Here is a 24,109-nt window from a genome sequence, read left to right on the forward strand (position 1 = left end):
AAGGGCTGAATTAGCGCGAAAATTTTACCATAGTGACAGTTACCCTTGCACACAGAATTTTCTTAGCAATCAGTTATCCTGCTTATACTTTCAGGGCATTTTCATCCTGGAATAAACGCGGCATTCATCGCCGTCAGTGTATGAAGCTGTGGTCTATTCACCCACTTCACAGGCGTTTTTAAGGGTCATTACGTCGCGAGCTGGCCGCTCAGCGATGAAGGGATCTTTGTCAACAGGGAGGGGGCACGGTTACTGTGTCAGCACTGACACAATGCGGATCAGCAACGCCTCCGCACAGGTCAGCTATTCACGCATTACGCTTCGCGCACTCAGACATAGCCCATCATTTTCAGCAGCGACTGCACCTGATTCATTGCTTCGCTGCGATGGGTGACGCCCAGCTTCTGATAGAGGTTGCGGATGTGGGTTTTGATCGTGGTCGAGGCCACTGCCAGCTCGCCGGCGATCTGATCGTTGCTGTAGCCCGAATAGATCAGCCCCAGCACCTGCCACTCACGCTGCGTCAGCGGGCTGGTGCGGATCAGCTCCGGCACGTCAGGATGGTTGAGTAACCGGCTGACAAAGCCTTCATCGAAATGAGCAAACTTGTGGCGGTGATATTTATTAATCTCCAGCAGGATGCGCCGCGCGCGGTGGCTGTCCAGCTCGTTCAGGGTATTAAGCTGAATCAGCTGCCGGAGCTGCTGCGCCATCATCTCCCCTTCGATCACGAAATGGCTGATAAAGCCGGTGCTGCGTGCCAGCTTCAGCGCCTCGATCAGGACTCGCTGCGCCTCGGCTTTGCGATCGGTCTGCCAGTAGATCTGATTCAGCAGCAGCAGATTGCGATTCAGGTCGCTCATCAGGCGCAGCGCACGGGCGTTCTCATTCAGCTCCTCCAGCACCACTTCCGCCTGACTGACGTCACCCAGCAGGATCTGCGCGCGGGCGATGTTACGCCACTGGCCCTGCAGGAAGTGGTTGTTGGCAAAGGCCGGTTTAGGGGTCTGCCGCATCCAGTCACGGGCATTCTGGCTGTCGCCCGTCATCTGCCAGTAAATCACCCGCACTTTATCCGCATTGGCGATCCAGTCGCTGTGCCAGTTGCCATTGTTCAGCAGATTCTCCAGCCGGTTCAGATAACTGCGGGCATTATCGAGGTTGCCGCGCGCCAGCGAACACTGCACCAGCAGCCCCAGACACTGGATCTGCTGCTGCGGCTGGAAACCGTTCAGCACTTTGATACCTTCGCGTGCCGCCTGCTCCGCCTCCTCCAGGCGTCCCCACGCCCAGAGCAGCTGCGCGCGGATACGCAGCAGAAACTCATGCAGCGGGAATTGCCCCAGATGCTGCTCGTCGACCAGCACAAAGGCACGGCTCTGGATCTCATAGGCGGCCTGCAGGAAGCCCTGAGCAAACAGGATTTCGCTCTGCTGAATCAGGCTCCAGAGCGCGTAGTGCCACACTTCGTCGCGGCGCGCCATCTGTTCGGTCTGGCGCATCAGCTTCAGTGAATCATCCAGCTCGCCTTTACAGTGCATCACTTCGCCATGCACCGAGGTCGCCACAATCCGGCTATAGTGACGGCTGGCGGGCAGCGTATCGAGTGCCACTTTCGCCAGCCGCTCCGCCTCTTCGGTATTGCCATCGTTGATCGCCACCTGGGCGCGCAGCGCATTAAACTCACCGCGCAGGGCCGCATCAATCTCACAGCGGCTCGCCTGTTCAAACCGCGCCAGCAGGCTGTCAACTTCAGAGAAGCGATGCTGACTCTGCATCAGCCACGCCTGCAACAGCACCAGCATCGGGTTCTCCAGCAGCATCTCCCACGGCAGGGCTTTCAGGGAGTTCTCCAGCAGCGGCAGTTCACTCTGATTAAACAGCGTCCAGGCGTGCTTCAGCAGGACATCCCGCAGCATCGAAGCATCGCCGGAGGCAAGCGCATGATGAATCGCCTCGCCAGGAAAGCCCTGCGCCATCCAGCTCTCGGCGGCGGCCCGATGCAGCGCGGGCAGCTCTGCCGTCAGCTCCCACTGACAGCGCTGACGCAGAAAATTGCCGAACAGCGGATGGTAGCTGAACCAGTGGCCGGAGTCGTCCATGCGCTGCAGAAACAGCCCCTGCCGCTCGATCTCCTCCAGCCGCATCTGCCCGTTCTCTTCACCGGTGACGCAGGCGATCAGCTCATCATTCATCGAGCGCAGCAGGGCAGTTTTCAGTAAGAAATGGCGGGTGGGCAGATCCACATTATCCAGCACCTCCTCCACCAGATAATCGGCCAGATGGCTGGCGTTGATACCGGAGAGACGACGGGCCGAATGCTGCGCCGAACTGGCCCCCTGCCGTGCCGACAGCACAATGAGTTGCAGCGCCGTGGCCCAGCCCGCCACATCGTCACACAGCCGGCCGCTCTCTTCGCTTTCCAGCGGCGCCGCCAGGCGGCAGTCAAAAAACTGCTGCGCCTCCTGATGGGTAAAGGCCAGCTGCTGACTGCCCAGCTCGATCAGCTGCTCCCGCACGCGCAGGTTCGCAATCCCCAGCTGCGGCAGATTGCGTGACATCAGTATCAGGGTCAGATTGTCGGGCTGATGGCGCAGGAAGAAGCGCATCGCATCGTGGATAACGGGATTAGTGATCAGATGGTAATCGTCTACGATCAGCCACAGCGGCTGCTGCCACTCTACCAGTTCGATAAAGAGCTGAGAAAACAGGGCGTTGAGATTGACATACTGCCGCTTCTGCGCCAGCAGTTCACTGCGCGGACAGCCGCCGTGAGTCGCCTGCTGCAGTGCAGCGATCAGGTAGTCGGCAAAGCGCTCCGGCTGATTATCGCCCTCATCTAAAGAAACCCAGCCCAGATCGCTTTTCCCCGCCGCCCACTGTGACACCAGGGTGGTCTTGCCGTAGCCTGCCGGACTGGTGACCAGCACCAGCCGGTAATTTCCGGCCGCGGTGAGCTTTTGCAGCAATCTCTCACGGATCACGGTGCCTTCAAGACGCACCGGACGGCTGAGTTTGGCGGGTATTAACATGGGCGCGCGTTTCTCCATTTGTCGAGCGCATCATTATTTTACGCTTCGTAATTATTCCTTACACAGGTTCAGCATTTCGTCCGATGAATGCAAGCAAACCCATTATTTAAACTTTACAAAAGCGCCCCTTATCACACTCCTCAGACGATTTCGGAAAAGCCTCATCCTCTCCACCCTCCCCATCCTCCTGCGCTTATTCCTCACAGGAGGAGGAAGCACGTTTTTCCGCCGGGCAAACTGTCACCACATAGACCTGTTTTTCGTTATAAAGGACCTCCGCGATGACACAGCCCGATTTCAATCCGACTCAGTTTCATGCTGCCCTGACCCGTCAGTGGCAGCGCTTTGGCCTGCGCGATGCGCAGGAGATGACCCCGCAACAGTGGTGGCAGGCGCTCAGCGGGGCGCTCGCCGATATGCTGGCGTCACAGCCCGCTCACACCGCGCCAGCCACGCTGCGCCATGTTAACTACCTCTCTATGGAGTTTTTGATCGGTCGTCTGACCGGCAACAACCTGCTGAACCTGGGCTGGTACGATGCGGTCAATGAGGCGCTTTCCGCCTGGGATATTTCACTGAGCGACGTGCTGGAAAATGAGACTGACCCGGCGCTGGGCAACGGGGGGCTGGGCCGACTGGCCGCCTGTTTTCTCGATTCCATGGCGAATGTAGGACAGCCCGCGACAGGCTATGGCCTGAACTATCAGTACGGGCTGTTCCGTCAGCACTTCGTGTCGGGTGCGCAGATTGAGGAGCCGGATGACTGGCAGCGCGACCGCTATTCCTGGTTTAACCATAACGCTGCGCTGAATGTGCGGGTCGGACTCGGCGGCAAAGTTGTGACCCATGCGGGCCAGAGCCAATGGCAACCGGCGTTTGAGCTGGTGGGTGAAGCCTGGGATCTGCCGGTGGTCGGCTATCAGAATGGCCTCAGTCAGCCTCTGCGCCTGTGGCAGGCGAAACATGCGCAGCCCTTCAACCTCAGCCGCTTTAACGACGGTGACTTTCTGCGGGCAGAGCAACAGGGCATTGATGCGGAAAAACTGACTAAAGTGCTCTACCCCAATGACAATCATCAGAACGGCAAAAAACTGCGTCTGATGCAGCAATATTTTCAGTGCGCCTGTGCGCTGGCTGATATCCTGCGTCGCCACCATCAGGCCGGACGCAGCATCGAATCCCTGGCCGATCACGAAGTGATTCAGCTGAATGATACCCATCCGACGCTGGCGATTCCGGAGCTGATGCGCCTGCTGCTGGATGAGCATCAGCTGAGCTGGGATCGCGCGTGGCAGATCACTCAGCAGACCTTTGCCTATACCAACCACACGCTGATGCCTGAGGCGCTGGAGTGCTGGGATGTGCGGCTGGTACGCAGCCTGCTGCCGCGCCACATGATGATTATCAATACGCTTAATGCGCAGCTGAAAACTGCCGTCATGGCGCGCTGGCCGGATGATGAGGCGAAATGGGCGAAGCTGGCGCTGGTCCATAACAACCAGCTGCGGATGGCTAACCTCTGCGTCACCAGCGGTTTCGCAGTTAACGGCGTCGCGGCGCTGCACTCAAAACTGGTCGTGCAGGATCTCTTCCCGGAATATCACCAGCTCTGGCCGGAGAAGTTCCATAACGTCACCAACGGCATCACCCCACGCCGCTGGATCAATCAATGTAACCCGGCGCTGAGTGCACTGATCACCCGCACGCTGCAAAAGCCCTGGCTCAACGATCTGACGGCGCTGCAGGGACTGGAGACCTTCGCGGATGATGCCGCCTTCCGGGCGGAGTACCGTGCCATCAAGCAGCAGAATAAAGAGGCGCTGGTGGGCTGGATCAGGCAGCGCACCGGCATTGCCATCGACCCTGCCGCGCTGTTTGATGTCCAGATCAAGCGCCTGCATGAGTACAAACGCCAGCATCTGAGCCTGCTGCACATCATCGCTCTCTGGCAGACGCTGGTTACTGACCCGCAGGCGAATCGCGCACCGCGCGTGGTGCTGTTTGGGGCCAAAGCCGCGCCGGGCTATGCGCTGGCGAAAAATATAATCTATGCCATCAATAAAGTGGCAGAAGTGATCAATCAGGACCCGCGCATTGGCGATCGCTTAAAAGTGGTGTTCATTCCCGACTACAACGTCTCCGTCGCTGAGCGACTGATTCCGGCCGCCGATCTCTCCGAGCAGATTTCCACCGCCGGTAAAGAGGCCTCCGGCACCGGCAATATGAAGCTGGCGCTGAATGGTGCGCTGACCATCGGCACACTTGATGGTGCCAACGTGGAAATCGCGGAGCAGGTGGGTAGTGAAAACATCTTTATCTTCGGCCATACCGTGGAGCAGGTGGTGGCGCTGAAAGCGAGCGGCTACGACCCGACACTGTGGCGCAGCAAAGATCCGCAGCTCAATCAGGTACTGCAGGCGCTGGAAGATGGCACCTTCAGCCAGGGCGATCTCAGCGCCTTTGACGCGATGCTGCACAGTCTCGGACCAGAGGGGGGCGATCCCTATCTGGTGCTGGCAGACTTCCAGCCCTATCTGGCCGCGCAGGCGCAGGTTGAGGCGCTGTGGAGCGATCAGGAGGCCTGGACACGAGCCGCCATCCTTAATACCGCCCGCTGTGGTATGTTCAGCTCCGATCGCGCCATCCGCGATTATCAGCAGCGCATCTGGCAAGCGAAACGCTAAGGAACGCCATGAAGACAGATTCCATTCTGGATGCGTACTCGCGGGCGGGTATTGCCGCAGAGTATATCAATGCGCACGGCAAGCCTCAGGCGATCCCGGCCCGCACCCGTCAGCGCCTGCTGGCGGTCATGCAGCCGCCGGGCCAGCCCGACACACCGCTGCCACCGGCAGTGATTTTGCGCAGCGGCGACCCGCTGAGCCTGTCGCCTCAGCTGCAGCGGGAAGCCCACTGGCATCTCACCTGCGAGACGGGCGAAATCAGCTCCGGGCGCTGCCAGCCCGGTCATCCGCTGCCTCTGCCGCCGCTGCCCGAAGGCTATCATCAGCTGACGCTGCAACAGGACGCGCAACAGTGGTCCTGCCGCGTCATTATCGCCCCGGCCCGCTGCTACGAACCGCCTGCGCTGCTGGCAGGCGAATCGCTGTGGGGCGCCTGCGTACAGCTTTATACTCTGCGTTCGGCGGAGAACTGGGGTATCGGCGACTTTGGCGATCTGCGGCGGATGCTGCCGGAGATCGCCGCGCGTGGCGGGGCCTTTATCGGTCTCAATCCGATCCATGCGCTGTTTCCCTCCAGCCCGGAGAGCGCCAGCCCTTACAGCCCCTCTTCCCGCCGCTGGCTTAACGTTCTCTACATCGATGTTAATGCCGTCGCGGACTTCCGGCAGAGCCCCGCCGCGCAGGCCTGGTGGGCGCAGCCGGACACGCAGCAGGCACTGACGCAGGCACGCGCCGCCGAATGGGTCGATTATGCTGCGGTCACCCGGCTGAAGCTGGCGGCGCTGCGCCTGGCGTGGCCGCACTTCACCGGGCGCGCCGTAACCGATCCCGACGTGCAGGCGTTTAATGCGTTTATCCGCGAGGGCGGCGAAAGCCTGCAGCATCAGGCGCTGTTTGATGCGCTGCACGCCGATCAGATGGCGCAGGACAGTCAGCGCTGGGGCTGGCCGGTCTGGCCGAAAGAGATGCAGCACCCCGGCAGCCCGGCGGTGCAGCGTTTTCAGCGGGAGCATGAGGATCAGGTTCGCTTCTGGCTCTGGCTACAGTGGCTCGCCGCGCAGCAGTTTGCTGACTGCTGGCACGACTGCCAGCAGCAGATGATGATGCCGGGACTCTATCGTGACCTGGCTGTCGGCGTTGCCCGCGGTGGTGCAGAAACATGGAGCGAACGCGATCTCTACTGTCTTGATGCCAGCATCGGCGCACCGCCCGATATTCTCGGCCCGCGCGGCCAGGACTGGGGATTGCCGCCGATGGACCCACAGGTGATGCGACAGCGCGCCTGGGAGCCGTGGATTGCCCTGTTGCGCGCCAACATGCGGCACTGCGGCGCACTGCGCATCGACCATGTCATGGCGCTGATGCGGCTGTGGTGGATCCCGAGCGGTGAAAGCGCCATGCACGGGGCCTATGTCCACTATCCCATCGACGACCTGCTGGCAATTCTGGCGCTAGAAAGTCAGCGTCATCGCTGCATGGTGATTGGCGAAGACCTTGGCACCGTGCCGGAGGCGATTGTCGATAAGTTGCGTGAGGGCGGCGTTTACTCCTACAAAGTGCTCTGGTTTGAACAGAGCAGCGATGATGGCTTCCGTGCGCCTGCGAACTGGCCGCGTCAGGCGATGGCTGTCGCCACCACCCACGATTTGCCGACCCTGCGCGGCTGGTGGCAGAGCGATGACCTGACCACCGGCGCGCAGCTCGGTCTTTATCCGGATAAAGTGGTGCTGGCCGGGCTCTATGAGGTTCGCCTGCGGGCGAAACAGGCGCTGCTGAACAGCCTGCACCGGGTCGGCGCACTGCCGAAACGGGCCGGACGCGATGCACGCCGCACCGGGATGAGCAGGGCGCTGAACCGGGCGATGCAGCGTTATCTGGCTGACAGTCACAGCGCCCTGCTGGGATTGCAGCCGGAAGACTGGCTGGATATGGCCTCACCGGTCAACATTCCGGGCACCAGCGACGAATATCCGAACTGGCGGCGGAAACTGCGTGTCACAACAGAGGAGATGTTCAGCGATCCCGAAACGCCTTCGCTGCTGCGGGATCTGACAGCGAGGCGTAAGCGGTCGGTGCGAAGCTAAAATGAATCAGGAGGGCGGCAAGGTTTGCGTCGCCCGCCGCCGGTTAACGGGTTTCACCGGCGGCGGCGGGGAAGCCTGGCGGGCCGCCCTCCCTTCATGCCTGAGCTGATAGCATGCCAAAGCCTGGCTGAATCTTCTTTATATTCCTATCCTGCCCGTCTGCCCTTAATCAGAAATAAAAAAAGGTGCGCCAGGGCGCACCAGATGGGTCAGCATCAATAGTATCGGGGCCGCTTCACCCCTTGCCTTTAACACTACTGATAAAGGTTCGCCGGGCGGAGGTGGAACCCACTCGCTCGGCTTCATCCAGCAGTTTCAGCGCCTTATCAATATTGCCGCTGTTAACCGCCTGTGTGATCTGCTGATTAAAGTAACGTTCGGTGTCGTGCATGATCGGTTCCGCACGCGGTTTTGCCGCAGGCGCGACGGCCGGAGCAGGTGCTGTTGCCGCCGCGTAGGCCGGTGCAGGCGCGGCGGTGTTGCCGACCGTGACGGCGCTCGGGCCGGAGGAACCAAACAGCGGGCCGACCAGAATGGAGGAACCGGAGCTGGTCTGCATTTTCAGCTTAATCGTGCCTTCACGGCTATGGCTGGCAACGGGATCGGGAATATCCGGCACGGCATGACCGGTGCCCTGCGCATAGGCTTTCGCCGGGTCGAGTAAAGTCGTGGTCCGGGTCAGATCGCTGTCGGTGGTGAACACCAGCAGATAGATTTTCTGCTGCCCCAGCGCAGGGGTCAGTTTCATCACGCCCTCCAGCCGATCGGCCGCCATTACGCCCGGCTTCTGATAGGTAAAATAACGGCTCGGGAACCAGGCGGCGGGACGCAGATTTTCATCCAGCACCAGCACGTTAGGAGCGAAGACCTGGCCGTTGGCCACTTCACTGCTCAGCGTCAGCGTCAGTTCGCCAATGTTCGCGGGCAGACTGTAGGCTGCCACCGGGCCGGCAATATGCGGCGCATTCAGCGTCTGACCGCTGTTCGCCAGTTTTGTGGTCTGTGTCTGCGCGGCCGCGAGAGGCTGCCAGCTCAGGCGCTGAAGATTTTCGGGCGCGACGGCGGGTGCAGAAGAGAGATCCTGCGGCACCAGATTGACCTCGGCCAGCGCGGGCAGCGCCGATCCAGTCAGTAACGCGGCACTCAGGCAGAGCGCAGCCAGTTTTTTCATTTTCATTATGCTTACCTTATTGCTGGCTGCGGCGATAACCAGGCAATGGCTCACCGCAACCAAAGCGATCCATCAGGCGCAGGTCTGCGCCTGTCAGAACAGGGGTTGGCTTACCACCAGATTTCCATCTGCGCGCCGAAGGTTACTTCATCATCTTTACCACGGCTGTTGGTCAGGATGCCTTTGCCGCTGCTGTCAGCGGAGGCGAAGGAGGTGAGATCGCCGGCGCTGTCTTTGTTGTAGCCCCACTTCTCATCCCATTTGGCGTAGGTTGCGAACAGACGCAGCGCCGGACGCGACCAGATGCTATCGCCTGCCTGCCACTGCTGTGCCAGAGTCACTTTGTACTGGCCATTACGCTCATTCGCCTGCTGCGACTTCACGTTGTCGTAGCCCAGTTCCAGCAGGGTGCTCATAATAGGCGTCCATTTGTACATCGGGCGCACGCCCACGGTGTACCACTGGGTGCCGCGGTTATTGTCCAGATCGATGTTCTGGTACATCGCCACATACATCAGATCCCAGCGTTCGGCCAGCGAGATGGCGCCGTGGTCGAGCACGCGGTACATGTCACCGTTGTTATTCAGGCTGGTGCCCTGCGGCACGCCTTTGCCCTGTGAGGTCATCGCATCGGTGGCGTACTGCAGCACAAACTTGTTGTAGCCTTTCAGCATGCTCTGGGTGTGTTCGGCCGTGAACATCCAGCCATCCTTCGACGCGCCATCTTCGATACGGTAACCGTCGCGGGCGTTAGCGCGGCCGTAGTCCACACCCAGCTCCAGCACGCCGTCCGGGTTGGTCTCCAGACCTGCCAGGCGCACATCAAACACGTCGTTAGCAGTGCTGGTGGCGAAATCGCGGATACGATCGCTGGAGAAGGTGTAGGAGCCGCCCGCTTCAGAGGAGCGGGTCGCGGCGAAGGAGAGCTTACCAAAGCCGAGATCCACATCTTCCAGGCCGGCACCCGGACCGGAGATATCCCAGTAGTAGAAGTCGATCATGTGTACGTCATGGCGCTGATAAAAGCGTTTACCGGCCCAGATGGTGGAGCCTGGCAGCGCGTCGATCAGGTTTTTACCCTTAACGTTGGCTTCACGAAACGCGGGCGAGGTCGCTTCCCAGTCATTCTGCTGAGCGACGGAGTAGGCCACGTTGGTGTCGAAATAGAAGCTCTTATCACCCTCTTTCCACACTTCCTGGCCTAATTTCAGCTCAGCATAGGTTTCGCACTCGTTACCCAGACGGTATTTACTTTGAGCACCGGTCGCCTGGAAACATTGCTGTTCACCACCACTGCCGGTCCAGCCGATGCCGGAACGGGCATAGCCGGTAAAATCGACCGCCATCGTCGGGGCGGAGAGGATGCCTGCCGCGACGGCAACGGCAAGGGGAAGTTTGCGCAGAGTTAACATTTTCTATCTCCTGAGGTCATTGCTTTTATTGTTTTGGCAGGGCTATACACCCGGCTCCTGATAGAGCCTGCGACACGCACTCCCGTCCTCGCGGAACAGGTGACAACGCTCGGGCGGCAGGCCAATGCCGAGGATGGTGCCCTCTTTTACCAGCACGACGTCCTCCTGGCGGTAAACCAGGTTCTGACGGATAGCGGGAATCTCGATGTGGATCTGTGTTTCATGCCCCAGCTGTTCCACCACCTGAACTTCACCCTCCAGGGTGACGTCGGCGATGTCGCTGGAGAGCAGATGTTCCGGCCGGATGCCGAGCGACATATTGCTGCCCACCTGAACGCCGGCACTGTCAACCGGCAGCCAGACCAGCTGCTGATTGGGCAGCCGCACCTGCACCTGATCGATGGCGGTGGCGGTCACTTTGACCGGCAGGAAATTCATCTTGGGTGAGCCGATAAATCCGGCGACAAAGCGATTTGCGGGATAGTGGTAGAGCTCAAGCGGCTTGCCGACCTGCGCGATGCGTCCGGCGTCCAGCACCACGATCTTGTCGGCCAGCGTCATCGCTTCGATCTGATCGTGGGTGACGTAGATCATGGTGCGCTTCAGGCGTTTATGCAGACGGGAGATCTCAATGCGCATCTGGACGCGCAGCGCCGCGTCGAGGTTTGACAGCGGTTCATCCAGCAGGAAAACGCGCGGCTCAGCCACCAGCGTGCGGCCAATCGCCACACGCTGACGCTGCCCGCCTGACAGGGCTTTAGGCCGTCGATCCAGCAGATGCGCCAGTTGCAGGATCTCTGCCACCTGGTTAACCCGCTGCTGAATCTCGGCTTTCTTTACGCCCGCCAGTTTGAGACCAAACGACATGTTCTCCGCCACCGACAGATGCGGATAGAGCGCATAGGACTGAAACACCATACCGATGCCACGTTCGGCAGGCGGCACCTCATTCATGCGGCGATCGCCGATTAACAGCTCGCCGCGGGTGATGGTTTCCAGTCCGGCAATCATGCGCAGCAGCGTCGATTTGCCACAGCCCGATGGGCCCACGAAAACAACAAATTCCCCCTCGCCGATAGTGAGATCGATATCTTTCGATACCACCGTATCGCCCCAGGCCTTTGTGACATTGCGTAGCACAACGCTCGCCATGATCCCTTCCCTCTTAGCTGCTCATTCGTGTCTGCTCAGCGGCAGACGGGTTCCGGGGCTCACTATGCGAGAGGAAACAATCGGTAACATCCTCCGCCGACCGGCAATCTGCTGGGGGAGGAGGCGGGAGGAGGAGAAAAATGAGCAGACAGCGCGCACCGCGCACTGCCACGCTTTTTTGTGATCGTCAGCGCAGACCCGCATTAATTTTTACCGCTTAAGCACGCGCTTAGCGGGCTTTTTGCCAGCGCGATCACAGCGATCGCCTGCGGGGCGTAGAGGCGGGGAGGATGAGAAGCCCTGGCGGATACGCACAATGATGCCAGTAAAGCATTTCCCACTTCCGCAAACAGGATGGATTTATGACGATGAAAACCGGAGCAAGAATTCTGGCCCTCTCTGCCCTCTCTGCCGTGCTCTTTTCGGCAAGTGCCCTGGCAAAAATCGAGGAAGGTAAACTGGTCATCTGGATCAACGGTGACAAGGGCTACAACGGTCTGGCCGAAGTGGGCAAGAAATTTGAGCAGGAGACCGGCATCAAAGTCACGGTTGAGCATCCTGACAAAATGGAAGAGAAATACCCGCAGGTGGCGGCAACCGGCGATGGCCCGGACATCATCTTCTGGGCACACGATCGCTTTGGCGGCTACGCGCAGTCGGGGCTGCTGGCGGAGATCACACCGGACGCCAGCTTCCGCGAGAAGATTTTTCCGTTCACCTGGGATGCCGTGCGCTTCGACGGCAAGCTGATTGGTTATCCGATTTCGGTGGAAGCGTTATCCCTGATCTACAACAAAAAACTGCTACCCGAACCACCGAAAACCTGGGAGGAGATTGCCGCGCTCGACAAACAGCTCCGGGCGAAGGGCAAAAGCGCGATTATGTTCAACCTGCAGGAGCCCTACTTCACCTGGCCGCTGCTGGCAGCAGGTGGCGCCTACGCGTTTAAGCTGAAAGATGGACACTACGATGTGAAGGATGTCGGGGTGGATAACGCCGGAGCGAAAGCGGGCATGCAGTTTCTGGTCGATCAGGTCAAAGCCAAAGTGCTGAATGCTGACACCGACTACTCCATTGCCGAAGCCGCCTTCAACAAAGGCGAAACCGCCATGACGATCAATGGTCCCTGGGCATGGGGCAACCTTGACAAGAGCGGTATCGACTATGGCGTCACGACACTGCCGACCCTGAAAGGTAAGCCGTCGAAAGCCTTTGTGGGTGTCCTGAGCGCCGGGATCAACGCCGCCAGCCCCAACAAAGAGCTGGCGAAGGAGTTCCTGGAAAACTATCTGCTGACCGACGCCGGACTGGATGCGGTGAACAAAGACAAACCGCTGGGAGCCGTGGCGCTGAAGTCGTTCCAGCAGACGCTTGAGAAAGATTCACGGATCGCCGCCACCATGAGCAACGCCCGTCAGGGTGACATCATGCCGAACATCCCGCAGATGGCCGCCTTCTGGTACGCCATGCGCACCGCCACCCTGAACGCACTGGGCGGTCGTCAGAGCGTCGATGCGGCGCTGAAAGATGCCCAGGCCCGCCTGAAAAAGTAACTTCCCCTTCTGCAGCCGGGCTTATGCCCGGCCTGAGTGACCGTTAAGGAAAACCGCATCATGTCAGGAAAACCGAAAACGCGCAGTCTGCTGCTTAAAGGCGTTCTCATCGGGCTCTGCTGTCTGCTGGTCGGCTATCTGCTGGTGCTGATGTACGCGCAGGGTGAATATCTGTTTGCGCTGCTGACGCTGATCCTCAGCGCGCCGGGCCTGTGGATTTATGCCAATCGTCGCGCCTATGCGTGGCGTTATGTCTATCCGGGCGTGGCGGGCATGGCGCTCTTTGTGCTGTTCCCGCTCGCCTGCACCATCGCCATTGCCTTTACCAACTACAGCAGCAGCAATCAGCTGACCTTCGAGCGGGCGCAGCAGGTGTTGCTGAGCCGATCCTTTCAGTCGGGTGAAGCGGTCAGTTTCGCTCTCTACCCGGCGGGCGACCGCTGGCAGCTGGCGCTGAACGATGGCCGGGAGAACTATCTTTCGCCGCCGTTTCAGTTCGGCGCGGAGCAGACGCTGAAAATGACGCCTGCCCCGACACCCTCAGGCGAGCGTGCGACCCTGAGAGTCATTACCACCAACCGTCAGGCACTGAGCCAGATTCAGGCAACGCTGCCGGATGGCCGTAGTTTGCGCATGAGTTCGCTGCGCCAGTTCTCCGGCACCCAGCCGCTCTATCGCGTGGGCGCAGAGGATGAACTCATCAACCAGCAAACCGGAACGCACTACCGGGCTAACCCGCAGACGGGCTTCTATCAGGGGGTGGATGCGCAGAACAACTGGCGCAACGAAACCTTAAGTCCCGGTTTCACCGTCAACACCGGCTGGAAAAACTTCGTGCGCGTCTTCACCGACGAAGGCATTCAGAAGCCGTTTCTGGCGATATTTGGCTGGACGCTCTTCTTCTCGCTGATCACCGTCGTCCTGACCGTTGCCGTGGGAATGGTACTGGCCTGTCTGGTGCAGTGGGAAGCGCTGCGGGGTAAGGCGATTTATCGGGTCATGCTGATCCTGCCTTATGCCGTCCCGGCGTTCATCTCGATCCTGATTTTCAAAGGGCTGTTCAACCAGAGCTTTGGTGAGATCAACGTCATGCTCAGCGCCCTGTTTGGGGTAAAGCCCGCCTGGTTCAGCGATCCGACGCTGGCGCGTACTATGTTGATAATCGTCAACACCTGGCTGGGCTACCCCTACATGATGATCCTCTGTATGGGGCTGCTGAAGGCCATACCGGATGACCTCTATGAAGCCTCGGCGATGGATGGTGCCGGTCCGCTGCAGAACTTCTTCCTGATTACGCTGCCGCTGCTGCTCAAGCCGCTGATGCCACTGATGATCGCCAGCTTCGCCTTTAACTTTAACAACTTCGTGCTGGTGCAGTTGCTGACCAACGGCGGGCCGGATCGTCTGGGGACGACCACCCCGGCCGGTTATACCGACCTGCTGGTGAACTACACCTGGCGCATCGCCTTTGAAGGCGGCGGCGGGCAGGACTTCGGCCTGGCGGCGGCCATTGCCACGCTGATCTTCCTGCTGGTGGGCGCGCTGGCGGTGATTAACCTGAAAGCCTCGCGGATGAAGTTCGACTAAACATCTGGCCCGGCAGGCGCAATACGGGGTCGTAAACGGGTATGCGCTGCCGGGTTCTGACCAACAAAACAGCCTGAGGGATCGGGCTCTGAGGAGTGCTTATGGCTATGGTCCAACCCAAATCGCAACGGCTGCGTCTGCTGTTCACGCATCTGCTGCTGCTGTTATTTATCGCAGCGATCCTCTTTCCGCTGCTGATGGTGATCGCGATTTCGCTGCGTGCCGGTAACTTCGCCACCGGCAGCCTGATACCGGAACAGATTTCCTGGGAGCACTGGCGGCTGGCGCTGGGCTTCAGCGTGGAACATGCGGATGGGCGGGTCACGCCGCCGCCCTTCCCGGTGCTGCTCTGGTTATGGAACTCCGTTAAGATTGCCGCCATCAGCGCACTGGGCATCGTGGCGCTCTCCACCACCTGCGCCTACGCTTTCGCCCGGATGCGCTTCGCCGGTCGAGCCAGCCTGCTGAAGGGGATGCTGATCTTCCAGATGTTCCCGGCGGTGCTGTCGCTGGTGGCGCTCTATGCCCTGTTTGACCGACTGGGCCAGTATCTGCCTTTTATCGGGCTGAATACGCACGGTGGCGTGATCTTCGCCTATCTGGGCGGCATTGCGCTGCATGTCTGGACGATCAAGGGCTATTTTGAAACGATTGACGGCTCCCTGGAAGAGGCCGCCGCGCTGGATGGCGCAACGCCGTGGCAGGCATTCCGGCTGGTGCTGCTGCCGCTGTCGGTGCCGATCCTGGCGGTGGTGTTTATTCTGGCCTTTATCGCCGCCGTGACGGAGGTGCCGGTTGCCTCGCTGCTGCTGCGCGATGTTAACAGCTACACGCTGGCGGTCGGAATGCAGCAGTATCTGAATCCGCAGAACTATCTGTGGGGCGACTTTGCCGCGGCGGCCGTGCTCTCCGCAATCCCGATTACCCTGGTGTTCCTGCTGGCGCAGCGCTGGCTGGTAAGCGGTTTAACCGCGGGCGGGGTGAAAGGCTAAACGATCATCATTGTGCATTGCCACTGCTTACACAACGTCTGTTGTGGTTGAATGATTCGGCGGCCTGCGGGCCGCCTTTTTTCATTTATGGCTTTTCCGGCAGATGGCAGCCCCTCACCAGCGCCACGATCAGGGCCGTCAGCGCCTGCTGACCGTCTGCCTGAGCGATATCGCCGCGGGCGACCGCACCGGCGATGCCATCCGCGGCCCCCAGCAGGCCCCACATTCCGGCTTCCGGGATCCCCGCGCTGCCGGTAAAAGGCGCAAACCAGCCCTGGCAGCGACGGATAAAGTCGAGCTGATAGTGGCACCTGACCGCAGCCAGCTCCGGCGAGGTGCTGAGCGCGGAGAGCAGCTCCGGGATCTCCCTGCCCTCCGTCATCACACAATCCACATAACAGGCCGCCAGCACTTCCGCTTTCTGCTCTACGCTCATCGGCGCGGCCTGCATGGCGGCCTCCATGCGCTCGGTCTGACGGCGGTCGAAATCGTCATACAGCGCGGCCAGCAGCCCGTGACGGGTGGTGAAGTGATCATAAACCACCGGCTTGCTGACGCCCGCCGCCTCGCCAACCCGTGCCAGCGTCAGCGCCTCACTTCCTTCGGCCTGCATGATCTGCCATGCCACATCGGCTAACTGCCTGCGCCTGGCTTCGCGGGAGAGGCGTTTACGGGCCGGTTTTTCTGCGCTCATCGGGTGTCCTGAGAGGGAAAGAGTTGCTGGCCCAGTTGCCGGGCCAGCCGGTAATGGGACTCAGGATACCCCTCATCGCCCGTCAGTAACAGTTCGCTGGTGACAACCGGCGCGCCGCAGTAGCCGAAGATGCCCTGCTCGATCTGATTTCGCATGCTGGCGAAATAGCCGCGCCGCAGATACGTCCGGGTGTCTGCCGCGCCGATAGCGATAAGGTGTACCGGGATATGCCCAAGCCGTTTCACGATCCGGCCCTCCTGTTCGCTGAAGGCCCAGCCCTGAATAAAGACCCGATCGATCCAGCCTTTCAGCTGTGCTGGAAAAGACCACCAGTAGATGGGGTAAACCAGCACCAGCGCATCAGCCCGATCGAGACGCTGCTGCTCCGCCAGCACATCGGCAGGCGTGCCGGCCTCGCCGTTGAAACGGCGATGGTCATCGAGGGTAAAACGGGGGTCGAAACCCTCTGCCGTCAGATCCGCGCGTTCCACGGTATGCTGCCCGGTCGCCATAATGCCCTGCGCCAGTTGGTCCGCCACGCGGTGGGTATGCGCCTCATGATGAGGATGAGAAGTTACCAGTAATGCCTGCATCGTCGTCACCCTACCTGCTTCACCATTAAGTTAATAAAGGTAAGTTACTAATGGTAGGTTAGCAAGTGGCGGTGATTAATAATCCTGCAAAACGCATCTGCTGTTAAAGGGTGGCGGGGGCATACAACTGAGGACAGCGGAAAAGCGGAGCGGCCGGATTCACCGCCTGGCGGATCACCCTTCCGGCCGTTGTATTAAACGTCGCGGGTCTGCCCGCATCACGGGGCGGTCAGCGGCGATAAGCCAGCGAACGTACCAGCCGGTCGCCGAGTTTCTGGATCAGCATCACCAGCGCCAGCAGCAAGACAATGGTGGCCGCCATAATTTGATTGTCGAAGCGCTGGTAGCCGTAGCGAATCGCCAGATCGCCCAGCCCCCCGCCACCGACCACGCCCGCCATCGCCGAGAAGCCAATCAGCATCACGATTGTCAGGGTGATCCCCGCCACCAGCGCGGGCAGCGCTTCCGGCAGCAGCACGCGGCTGACGATATGCCACAGCGTGCCGCCCATCGACACCACCGCCTCTATGCGGCCACGATCGACCTCATCCAGCGCGTTCTCGACGATGCGGGCAAAAAAGGGAAAGGCACCCAGCGTAATCGGCACGATCGCGGCGGTACTGCCCAGCGTAGTGCCGACCAGCAGTCGGGTAACGGGGATCAGCGCGATCAGCAGCACCACAAACGGCAGGGCGCGACCGGTGTTGACCAGGGTGTTCAGCAGCAGCGCGATCGCGCGATTCGGCAGCAGGCCCTGCGGCCGGGTCAGAAACAGCAGCACACCCACCGGCAGCCCTATCGCGACCGTGAACAGCGCCGCCATCAGCACCATGTAGAGCGTCTCGCCTGTGGCGTTGAGGAGCAGTGCCTGGAACCGATCAAGACTCATGCTACGCATCGGGTCATCGCCTCTCGCTGATATTTTTCGATAAACGCCCGATCCGCTTCGCCATCCTTCAGCAGCATTGCGCGCAGGCGTCCCTCCTGGCGGCCCATGATCTGGCTCAGGCTGCCGCTCTCCACCAGCCGGCCATGCTCCAGCAGCGCCGCGCCATGACAGATGCGCTTCACCACCGCCATCTCATGGGTGATCATCACAATCGTAATGTTGAGCTGCTGCTGAATATCGGCCAGCAGATCGAGAATCGCGGTGGTGGTTTCAGGATCCAGTGCGCTGGTCGCCTCGTCGCACAGCAGATAACGGGGACGGGCAGCCAGCGCGCGGGCGATGCCGACGCGCTGCTTCTGTCCACCGGAGAGCTGTGACGGCCAGGCTGCCGCAAAATCATCCAGCCCCACCCGCGTCAGTAACGCGGCGACCCGATCACGACGCTGCCTGGCCGGCACCCCGGCGATTTCCAGTGCCAGGTCGATGTTGTCATGGACGTTGCGGGAATGGAGCAGGTTGAAGTGCTGAAAGATCATGCCCATCTGCTGCCGCTGCTGACGCAGCTGCGCCAGGTTCATCGCCGCAAGATCCTGCCCGTCAATCTCGATCCGGCCCGAAGAGGGATGCTCCAGCCGGTTCAGGCAGCGCAGCAGGGTACTTTTGCCCGCGCCGCTCCGGCCCAGAATGCCGAAGATGGTGCCCTCTTCGATGGTCAGCGAGATGTCGTCCAGGGCTGGCGCAGGCGCGCCAGCATACTGTTTATGCAGATGACGGATGTTAATCATGCTGCGGGTCCGCAACCGGGATCACAGAGCCCTGGTAGGTTTTGCGGATAAACGCCGCCACCTGCGGCGAACGCAGATCGTTCGCCAGCTGAACAACACGCGGATCTTTCTCCAGCGCCGGCGTGGTCACCAGCAGGTTGGCGTAAGGGTTATGGGCCGCGGATTCCAGCCCCAGCGCATCTTTGGCCGGGTTCAGCCCCGCCTCCAGCGCGTAGTTGCCGTTGATGATGGCGGCATCCACATCATCCAGCGAACGGGGTATCTGGGGAGACTCGATCTCAACGATCTTCACCTTTTTCGGGTTGTCGCTGATATCTTTCGGCGTGAACAGCGTCGAACCCGCCTCGCCTTTGGCGTTGAGCTTAATCACCCCTTTGTCCTGCAGCAGCCAGAGCGCGCGGCTAAGGTTGGTGGTGTTATTCGGAACGGCGATGCTCGCCCCTTCAGGCAGCGCTGCCAGCGATTTCACCTTGTGCGAATAGATGCCCAGCGGCTCGATGTGGACGCTGGCCACCACGGCAAAGGTTTTGCCCAGCGCCTTTTCCTGATCTTTCAGGTAAGGCAGATGCTGGAAGTAGTTGGCATCCACATCACCGGCGGCCAGCAGTTCATTGGCGTTCACGCCGTTGCTCAGCTCGACAATTTTTATATCCAGTTTCGGGTCCAGGGTTTTGACATACTCCAGGATCTCCGCGTGCGGCAGCGGGTCAGCGGCGACACGCAGCGGAGCGGCCTGTAAATTCTGTGCAATCAGCAGTGAAAGACCGGCCAGAACCAGTAAGGGCTTCTTCATCATCATTTATCTCTTATCGTTATAAAGGTGGGTGATCAGTGCGTGTTGTGCTCAGCATAAAATCGCCGGGCGACGTCGGGATGCGAACGCAGACGGCCTTTGAGGTAGTTCCAGCCCACTTCACGCAGCAACGGATTGAGCGGATCGCTACTCGGTCCCTGAGCCAGCGCCGCCAGCTGCGGCGGAAGCTGATAGATCGGCACCACGGTATCGAGCTGGGCGCCCAGGAAGAAGGCGATGGATAAGCGTTCACTGTTCTGCTGCGGCGACACCACACGATGCACGGTGGCGCGCAGATAGCCGTTGGTCGCCAGCTCCAGCAGCTCGCCGATGTTGACCACAAAGGCGCCGGGGCGCGGAGAGGCATCGATCCAGCGGTCCGGCGCCACCTCAACCTGTAACCCCGGCTGGTCATCCTGCAGTAACAGCGTCAGGAAACCTGAGTCTTTGTGCGCGCCAACACCCTGGCGCGATTCGCCCCCGGTGCGGCCCGGATAACGGATCAGTTTGATATGCTCATTGGGATAGTCGCCGTACAGGTTATCGAAGGCGTTGCGCGGCAGATCCAGCGCTTCGGCAAACGCGCGCAGCAGTTCCAGCGCCACCGCGGTCATCTGCGCCTGCCAGCGCGTCACCACCGTCTGCAGTTCCGGCAAGGCCGGTGGCCACTGGTTCGGCCCCTGCATCCGTTGCCAGGCGGGTGAATCGGCGGTCACCGGCAGGGCTTCGCGATCGGCACCAATATCAAACTGCTCGCGAAAGTCGGGCTGGCTGCGGGTGATTTCCACACCGGCCAGGTTATAGCCACGAAAATGGGGAGAGTTCGCCATCGCCACAGCGTCTTTATCTGCCTGTGGCAGCGCAAAGAATTGCCGCGAAACCTGCTGCACCGCATCGGACAGCTCGCGGTCAACGCCGTGATTGATCAGATAGAAGAAGCCGACATCACGCGCAGCCTGGCTTAATGTTTCCAGAACGCGCTGTTTCTGTTGCTGACTTCCCGACAATAACGCGAAATCGATAACCGGCAAGGCTGCCGGGGGTAATGTGCTCATAATTAACACTCTGCTGGCATGGAATGGTTTTACATTGCCATTTCAGTTTTGCGTTAACTACCAACTAATCCTGCTATGGATATGCGGCGAATGGATATATCCCACCCTGTCTCTGGCTCTCACCCGCAGATTACGCTGCCTGCAGATTGATAATGCGCTCAATAGTGACGTTGTCACATCAGGGCCTGATGAGATTCTCTAAAACCTTTAAAATGGGTGCCCCATAGCCAGCCGTTTTCAGCAGCTAAATGGAGTTCCACAAGCAGAGCCTGCTGCTTTTGTCAGCAAAAGTAGTTTTTCCGGCTGAAAACTTGCAAAACCTTACATTCGTAGTCTATGGTTTACCGGTTGCGGTTACTGCCGCTTCACTTACATTTTTCGGCTTCTTATAGCTTTCATTTCCACTGTTTCTGAACACTGTTTGCGGCTGCGAAAGCTATAAGACTCCTTTACTGATGCACCTGAGGAGAATATGGACACCAGAAACTCATCGTCTGAACACCCAAAGAAACATTTCTGGAACAGGAAGCCTAAAGAGCTGACTGTGGATGACATTACCGTGATTGATAACGACATGCTGAAGCGTGCGGTTGGCGCGGCCGCTCTCGGTAATGCGATGGAATGGTTCGACTTCGGTGTCTACAGCTATCTCGCCGTCATTATCGGCAAAGTCTTTTTCCCCGATGCCAATAATGCGGTGCAGCTGATCGCCACCTTTGGCACCTTCGCCGCCGCCTTCCTGGTGCGCCCGATTGGTGGCCTGGTCTTTGGTCCGCTGGGGGATCGCATCGGCCGACAGAAAGTGCTGGCAATGACAATGATTATGATGTCGATCGGCACCTTCTGTATCGGGCTGATCCCGGCCTACTCATCGATTGGCATCATGGCACCGATTCTGTTGCTGGTGGCACGCCTGGTTCAGGGCTTCTCCACCGGCGGGGAATATGGGGGTGCAGCGACCTTTATCGCGGAGTACTCCACCGATAAACGCCGTGGCTTTATGGGCAGCTTCCTGGAGTTCGGCACCATTGGCGGCTACCTGCTGGGTGCCAGCCTGGTGACAGTTATGACAACTGTGATATCGAATGAGGCGATGATGTCCTGGGGCTGGCGCGTGCCGTTCTTTATCGCCGCGCCGCTGGGCCTGTTCGGGCTCTATGTGCGACTGAAACTGGAAGAGACCCCGGCGTTCCAGCAGCACATGGAAAAGCAGGAAGCGCTGGAGCAGAGCAAACCGCGTCTGACGCTGATGCAGATGTTAAGCAAATATCGCGCCCCGATGCTGAAATGTATTGGCCTGGTGCTGCTGTTTAACGTCTCCAACTACATGCTGACCTCTTACATGCCGAGCTACCTGACCGGTGTGCTGGGCCTGCCTGAGCTGAGCGGTCTGCTGCTGGTGATGGTCGCGATGTTCGTGATGATGCCGCTGACGCTGCTGTGGGGTCGCTGGACTGACCGCATCGGTCGTCGTCCGGTCATCGGTTTCGGTGCTGTGGGGCTGATCCTGCTGGCTATCCCGAGCTTTATGCTGATCGGCTCCGGTAATATGTGGGCCGTCTTTGGTGGCCTGCTGATCCTGGGCGTGCTGCATACCTGCTTCAGCGGCACGATGCCGTCGACGCTGCCTGCACTGTTTACCACCGACATCCGTTACAGCGCCCTGGCGATCGGCTTTAACCTCTCGGTGTCGCTGTTTGGCGGCACGACGCCGCTGATTACCGCCTGGCTGGTGGATACGACCAAAAACACCATGATGCCAGCCTACTATATGATGGGCGCGGGCATTATCGGTCTGCTGACTATCCTCACGGTGCGTGAGACGGCCCGCCAGCCGCTGACCGGCTCATCCCCGGCGGTGGCGACCAAAGCGGAGGCGCATCGTCTGATCGACAAGCTGCGCAAGCGCAACAAGCCCGCCGCCACACCGGCAAAATAACGCTTCCGACACCCTGCTCTGCAGGGTGTTTTTTTATCACTTAACCGCCCGGTCGGGTGACCGCATTTAACTGCCGGAAGCGCGCCACTTTTGCCCGATTGCCACACAGCGCCATGCTGCACCAGCGTCGGCGATGCGCTTTAGTCCGGTCGTAAAACCAGAGCGTGCAGGCAGGATGCTCACAGGCACGTACCCTGCTGAAATCCGCCTGGGTCAGCAGCTGCGCGGCCTGCTCCGCCACCTGGCCCAGCCGCTGCACCACATTCTGACCCGCGTAGATTCGCCTGATCTGCCAGACACCCTGCTCTTCACTGAGCTGCAGATGACTGGTGGCCTGCTTCAGCCAGCCATTCAGCGCCTGCCAGTCCACGCGCTCACCCGCTTTCTGCTGCTGCACACTGTCACTAATAAGCTGGCGTAACTGCCGCGCGGCCTGTAACAGCGCACCTTCGGCTTCTTCTGATGCCGGGTCTTCGGATGCCAGTCCGGCCTGCGTCAGCCAGGCTTCCACGTCCCAATCGCTTTGCCAGAAATCGTGCGGCGCGCCCTCAACGATGGCCTGGGTGTTGATGAAATCCAGCGCCGGATGATCGGCCAGAAACCAGGGTCCCTGGCTGCTGTGCGCCTGCGTGTCACTCATGTTACTGCCTCCTCTCATCATGCGGTTCCGGGTTGGCGCCTGCCTTTCAATCCCGATCTTAGCAGGTAACCCGGTTCATGTAACCTCTATAAATTGATTTGACAGGTTACAGCAGGACAACCTACTCTGCTGGCGTAACCTTTTAAATTTAATTTTACCAGTTACAGGAATCTTCTATGAACGCACACTCTGTTTCATACCGCTATCAGCAGGCTGACGGCGTCAACGTTTTCTACCGCGAAGCGGGCGATCCTTCCCTGCCGGTGCTGCTGCTGCTGCATGGCTTTCCCGCCTCATCACATCAGTTCCGGAATCTGATCCCGCTTCTGGCCGACAAATTTCACCTCATCGCCCCCGATTTACCGGGCTTTGGTTTCACTGAGGTCCCCGCTGACCGTCACTATTCATGGACATTTGATGCGCTCGGCCAGACGCTGACCGCGTTTGTCGATGCGCTGGGGCTGACGCGTTATGCGATGTATCTCTTTGACTATGGCGCACCGGCGGGCCTGCGGCTGGCGCTGGCCTATCCCGATCGCGTGACCGGATTGATTTCGCAGAACGGCAACGCCTATCTGGAGGGACTGGGTGAGGCCTGGGCGCCGGTGCGTGCCTTGTGGGCGGACCCCGGCGAAGCGAACGCTCAGGTGGTCCGTGACACTATTCTGACGGCGGAAGGGGTAAAATGGCAGTATCTGCACGGCGTCAGCGATCCGCAGCAGGTCGCGCCGGAAACTTACACGCTGGACACGCTGCTGATGGCACGCCCCGGCAACAAGGAGATTCAGCTGGCCCTGTTTCTGGATTACGCCAGCAATCTGGAACGCTATCCTGCGTTTCAGGCATTCTTCCGCCAGCATCAGGTTCCGACACTGGTGATCTGGGGCAGGCACGATCCCTTCTTCATTCCAGCGGGCGCAGCCGCCTGGCAGCGTGATAATCCGCAGGCGGAGGTTGAACTGCTCGACAGCGGGCATTTTGCGCTGGAGACGCACACCGACGCTATCGCGGCGCGGATACGGGATCGGTTCAGCGCAGAGTAAGGCAATGGGCA

18 protein-coding genes are annotated in these 24,109 nt (G+C 59.8%); 7 read left to right on the forward strand and 11 right to left on the reverse strand.

What is annotated here, in order from left to right:
* Window positions 1-329: 329 nt before the first annotated feature.
* Window positions 330-3,032 carry an HTH-type transcriptional regulator MalT gene (gene malT, locus ACNY69_RS13605; protein ID WP_293772433.1) on the reverse strand — a complete coding sequence of 901 codons (2,703 nt, stop codon included), beginning with the start codon at window positions 3,030-3,032 and terminating at the stop codon, window positions 330-332.
* A gap of 281 nt (window positions 3,033-3,313) precedes the next feature.
* On the opposite strand from malT, the gene malP reads away from it, so the two are divergent.
* Together malP and malQ are read left to right on the forward strand one after the other, a co-directional pair.
* Window positions 3,314-5,716 carry a maltodextrin phosphorylase gene (gene malP, locus ACNY69_RS13610; protein WP_111139649.1) on the forward strand — a complete coding sequence of 801 codons (2,403 nt, stop codon included), beginning with the start codon at window positions 3,314-3,316 and terminating at the stop codon, window positions 5,714-5,716.
* Between the two features lie 8 nt (window positions 5,717-5,724).
* On the forward strand, window positions 5,725-7,800 hold the full coding sequence (gene malQ, locus ACNY69_RS13615) for a 4-alpha-glucanotransferase (protein ID WP_418798745.1): 2,076 nt from the start codon (window positions 5,725-5,727) through the stop codon (window positions 7,798-7,800).
* A gap of 235 nt (window positions 7,801-8,035) precedes the next feature.
* Here malQ and malM read toward each other — a convergent pair whose 3' ends face one another.
* The 3 genes from malM to malK form a co-directional block, all read right to left on the reverse strand.
* Window positions 8,036-8,977 (reverse strand): maltose operon protein MalM, encoded by a 942-nt coding sequence (malM, locus tag ACNY69_RS13620; RefSeq protein WP_293772439.1) that lies wholly within the window; start codon window positions 8,975-8,977, stop codon window positions 8,036-8,038.
* A gap of 104 nt (window positions 8,978-9,081) precedes the next feature.
* Window positions 9,082-10,383, reverse strand: coding sequence for a maltoporin (locus ACNY69_RS13625; protein WP_418798749.1), 1,302 nt, complete (start codon window positions 10,381-10,383; stop codon window positions 9,082-9,084).
* Between the two features lie 42 nt (window positions 10,384-10,425).
* Complete coding sequence (gene malK / locus ACNY69_RS13630; protein ID WP_313653314.1) at window positions 10,426-11,535, reverse strand: maltose/maltodextrin ABC transporter ATP-binding protein MalK; 1,110 nt, start codon at window positions 11,533-11,535, stop codon at window positions 10,426-10,428.
* 362 nt (window positions 11,536-11,897) lie between these two features.
* Here malK and malE point away from each other — a divergent pair, with 362 nt between their 5' ends.
* From malE to malG, 3 genes are all read left to right on the forward strand, one after another.
* Window positions 11,898-13,088: a maltose/maltodextrin ABC transporter substrate-binding protein MalE gene (malE, locus tag ACNY69_RS13635; RefSeq protein ID WP_418798752.1), complete on the forward strand. Its 1,191-nt coding sequence runs from the start codon at window positions 11,898-11,900 to the stop codon at window positions 13,086-13,088.
* 60 nt (window positions 13,089-13,148) lie between these two features.
* Window positions 13,149-14,675, forward strand: a complete 1,527-nt coding sequence (gene malF, locus ACNY69_RS13640) for a maltose ABC transporter permease MalF (protein ID WP_418798754.1) — start codon at window positions 13,149-13,151, stop codon at window positions 14,673-14,675.
* Window positions 14,676-14,776: 101 nt separating this feature from the next.
* Window positions 14,777-15,667, forward strand: coding sequence for a maltose ABC transporter permease MalG (gene malG, locus ACNY69_RS13645; RefSeq protein ID WP_111139643.1), 891 nt, complete (start codon window positions 14,777-14,779; stop codon window positions 15,665-15,667).
* A gap of 85 nt (window positions 15,668-15,752) precedes the next feature.
* On the opposite strand, the gene ACNY69_RS13650 is transcribed toward malG, so the two are convergent.
* The 6 genes from ACNY69_RS13650 to ACNY69_RS13675 form a co-directional block, all read right to left on the reverse strand.
* On the reverse strand, window positions 15,753-16,361 hold the full coding sequence (locus ACNY69_RS13650; protein WP_111139642.1) for a TetR/AcrR family transcriptional regulator: 609 nt from the start codon (window positions 16,359-16,361) through the stop codon (window positions 15,753-15,755).
* Complete coding sequence (locus tag ACNY69_RS13655; RefSeq protein WP_418798758.1) at window positions 16,358-16,954, reverse strand: NAD(P)H-dependent oxidoreductase; 597 nt, start codon at window positions 16,952-16,954, stop codon at window positions 16,358-16,360. Before ACNY69_RS13655 ends, ACNY69_RS13650 begins: the two co-directional genes overlap by 4 nt.
* Window positions 16,955-17,183: 229 nt before the next feature.
* Entirely contained in the window at window positions 17,184-17,852 is a 669-nt protein-coding gene (locus ACNY69_RS13660; RefSeq protein WP_418798761.1) for a methionine ABC transporter permease, read from the reverse strand.
* Window positions 17,840-18,628: a methionine ABC transporter ATP-binding protein gene (locus tag ACNY69_RS13665; protein WP_111139639.1), complete on the reverse strand. Its 789-nt coding sequence runs from the start codon at window positions 18,626-18,628 to the stop codon at window positions 17,840-17,842. The genes ACNY69_RS13660 and ACNY69_RS13665 overlap by 13 nt, the downstream gene beginning before the upstream one ends.
* Complete coding sequence (locus ACNY69_RS13670; RefSeq protein ID WP_418798995.1) at window positions 18,621-19,424, reverse strand: MetQ/NlpA family ABC transporter substrate-binding protein; 804 nt, start codon at window positions 19,422-19,424, stop codon at window positions 18,621-18,623. Before ACNY69_RS13670 ends, ACNY69_RS13665 begins: the two co-directional genes overlap by 8 nt.
* A gap of 32 nt (window positions 19,425-19,456) precedes the next feature.
* Window positions 19,457-20,476, reverse strand: a complete 1,020-nt coding sequence (locus tag ACNY69_RS13675; protein WP_111139637.1) for an isopenicillin N synthase family dioxygenase — start codon at window positions 20,474-20,476, stop codon at window positions 19,457-19,459.
* A 472-nt stretch (window positions 20,477-20,948) separates the two neighbouring features.
* Between ACNY69_RS13675 and proP the strand changes: the two genes are divergently transcribed.
* The gene (gene proP, locus ACNY69_RS13680; RefSeq protein WP_111139636.1) at window positions 20,949-22,415 is read left to right on the forward strand and encodes a glycine betaine/L-proline transporter ProP; all 1,467 of its coding nucleotides are present in this window, start codon (window positions 20,949-20,951) and stop codon (window positions 22,413-22,415) included.
* 40 nt (window positions 22,416-22,455) lie between these two features.
* Here the strand turns inward: proP and ACNY69_RS13685 are convergent, their stop codons facing one another.
* Window positions 22,456-23,055, reverse strand: coding sequence for a CGNR zinc finger domain-containing protein (locus ACNY69_RS13685; protein ID WP_418798764.1), 600 nt, complete (start codon window positions 23,053-23,055; stop codon window positions 22,456-22,458).
* A 176-nt stretch (window positions 23,056-23,231) separates the two neighbouring features.
* On the opposite strand from ACNY69_RS13685, the gene ACNY69_RS13690 reads away from it, so the two are divergent.
* Complete coding sequence (locus ACNY69_RS13690; RefSeq protein ID WP_418798767.1) at window positions 23,232-24,098, forward strand: alpha/beta fold hydrolase; 867 nt, start codon at window positions 23,232-23,234, stop codon at window positions 24,096-24,098.
* Window positions 24,099-24,109 lie beyond the last annotated feature (11 nt).

It is taken from the genome of Pantoea graminicola, from assembly GCF_048452665.1.
Taxonomy (GTDB): Bacteria; Pseudomonadota; Gammaproteobacteria; order Enterobacterales; family Enterobacteriaceae; genus Pantoea.

Coding starts and splice junctions, on each gene's coding strand:
- malT (WP_293772433.1), bottom strand. CDS start 3,032: ATGTTAATACCCGCCAAACTCAGCCGTCCGGTGCGTCTTGAAGGCACC.
- malP (WP_111139649.1), top strand. CDS start 3,314: ATGACACAGCCCGATTTCAATCCGACTCAGTTTCATGCTGCCCTGACC.
- malQ (WP_418798745.1), top strand. CDS start 5,725: ATGAAGACAGATTCCATTCTGGATGCGTACTCGCGGGCGGGTATTGCC.
- malM (WP_293772439.1), bottom strand. CDS start 8,977: ATGAAAATGAAAAAACTGGCTGCGCTCTGCCTGAGTGCCGCGTTACTG.
- ACNY69_RS13625 (WP_418798749.1), bottom strand. CDS start 10,383: ATGTTAACTCTGCGCAAACTTCCCCTTGCCGTTGCCGTCGCGGCAGGC.
- malK (WP_313653314.1), bottom strand. CDS start 11,535: ATGGCGAGCGTTGTGCTACGCAATGTCACAAAGGCCTGGGGCGATACG.
- malE (WP_418798752.1), top strand. CDS start 11,898: ATGACGATGAAAACCGGAGCAAGAATTCTGGCCCTCTCTGCCCTCTCT.
- malF (WP_418798754.1), top strand. CDS start 13,149: ATGTCAGGAAAACCGAAAACGCGCAGTCTGCTGCTTAAAGGCGTTCTC.
- malG (WP_111139643.1), top strand. CDS start 14,777: ATGGCTATGGTCCAACCCAAATCGCAACGGCTGCGTCTGCTGTTCACG.
- ACNY69_RS13650 (WP_111139642.1), bottom strand. CDS start 16,361: ATGAGCGCAGAAAAACCGGCCCGTAAACGCCTCTCCCGCGAAGCCAGG.
- ACNY69_RS13655 (WP_418798758.1), bottom strand. CDS start 16,954: ATGCAGGCATTACTGGTAACTTCTCATCCTCATCATGAGGCGCATACC.
- ACNY69_RS13660 (WP_418798761.1), bottom strand. CDS start 17,852: ATGCGTAGCATGAGTCTTGATCGGTTCCAGGCACTGCTCCTCAACGCC.
- ACNY69_RS13665 (WP_111139639.1), bottom strand. CDS start 18,628: ATGATTAACATCCGTCATCTGCATAAACAGTATGCTGGCGCGCCTGCG.
- ACNY69_RS13670 (WP_418798995.1), bottom strand. CDS start 19,424: ATGATGAAGAAGCCCTTACTGGTTCTGGCCGGTCTTTCACTGCTGATT.
- ACNY69_RS13675 (WP_111139637.1), bottom strand. CDS start 20,476: ATGAGCACATTACCCCCGGCAGCCTTGCCGGTTATCGATTTCGCGTTA.
- proP (WP_111139636.1), top strand. CDS start 20,949: ATGGACACCAGAAACTCATCGTCTGAACACCCAAAGAAACATTTCTGG.
- ACNY69_RS13685 (WP_418798764.1), bottom strand. CDS start 23,055: ATGAGTGACACGCAGGCGCACAGCAGCCAGGGACCCTGGTTTCTGGCC.
- ACNY69_RS13690 (WP_418798767.1), top strand. CDS start 23,232: ATGAACGCACACTCTGTTTCATACCGCTATCAGCAGGCTGACGGCGTC.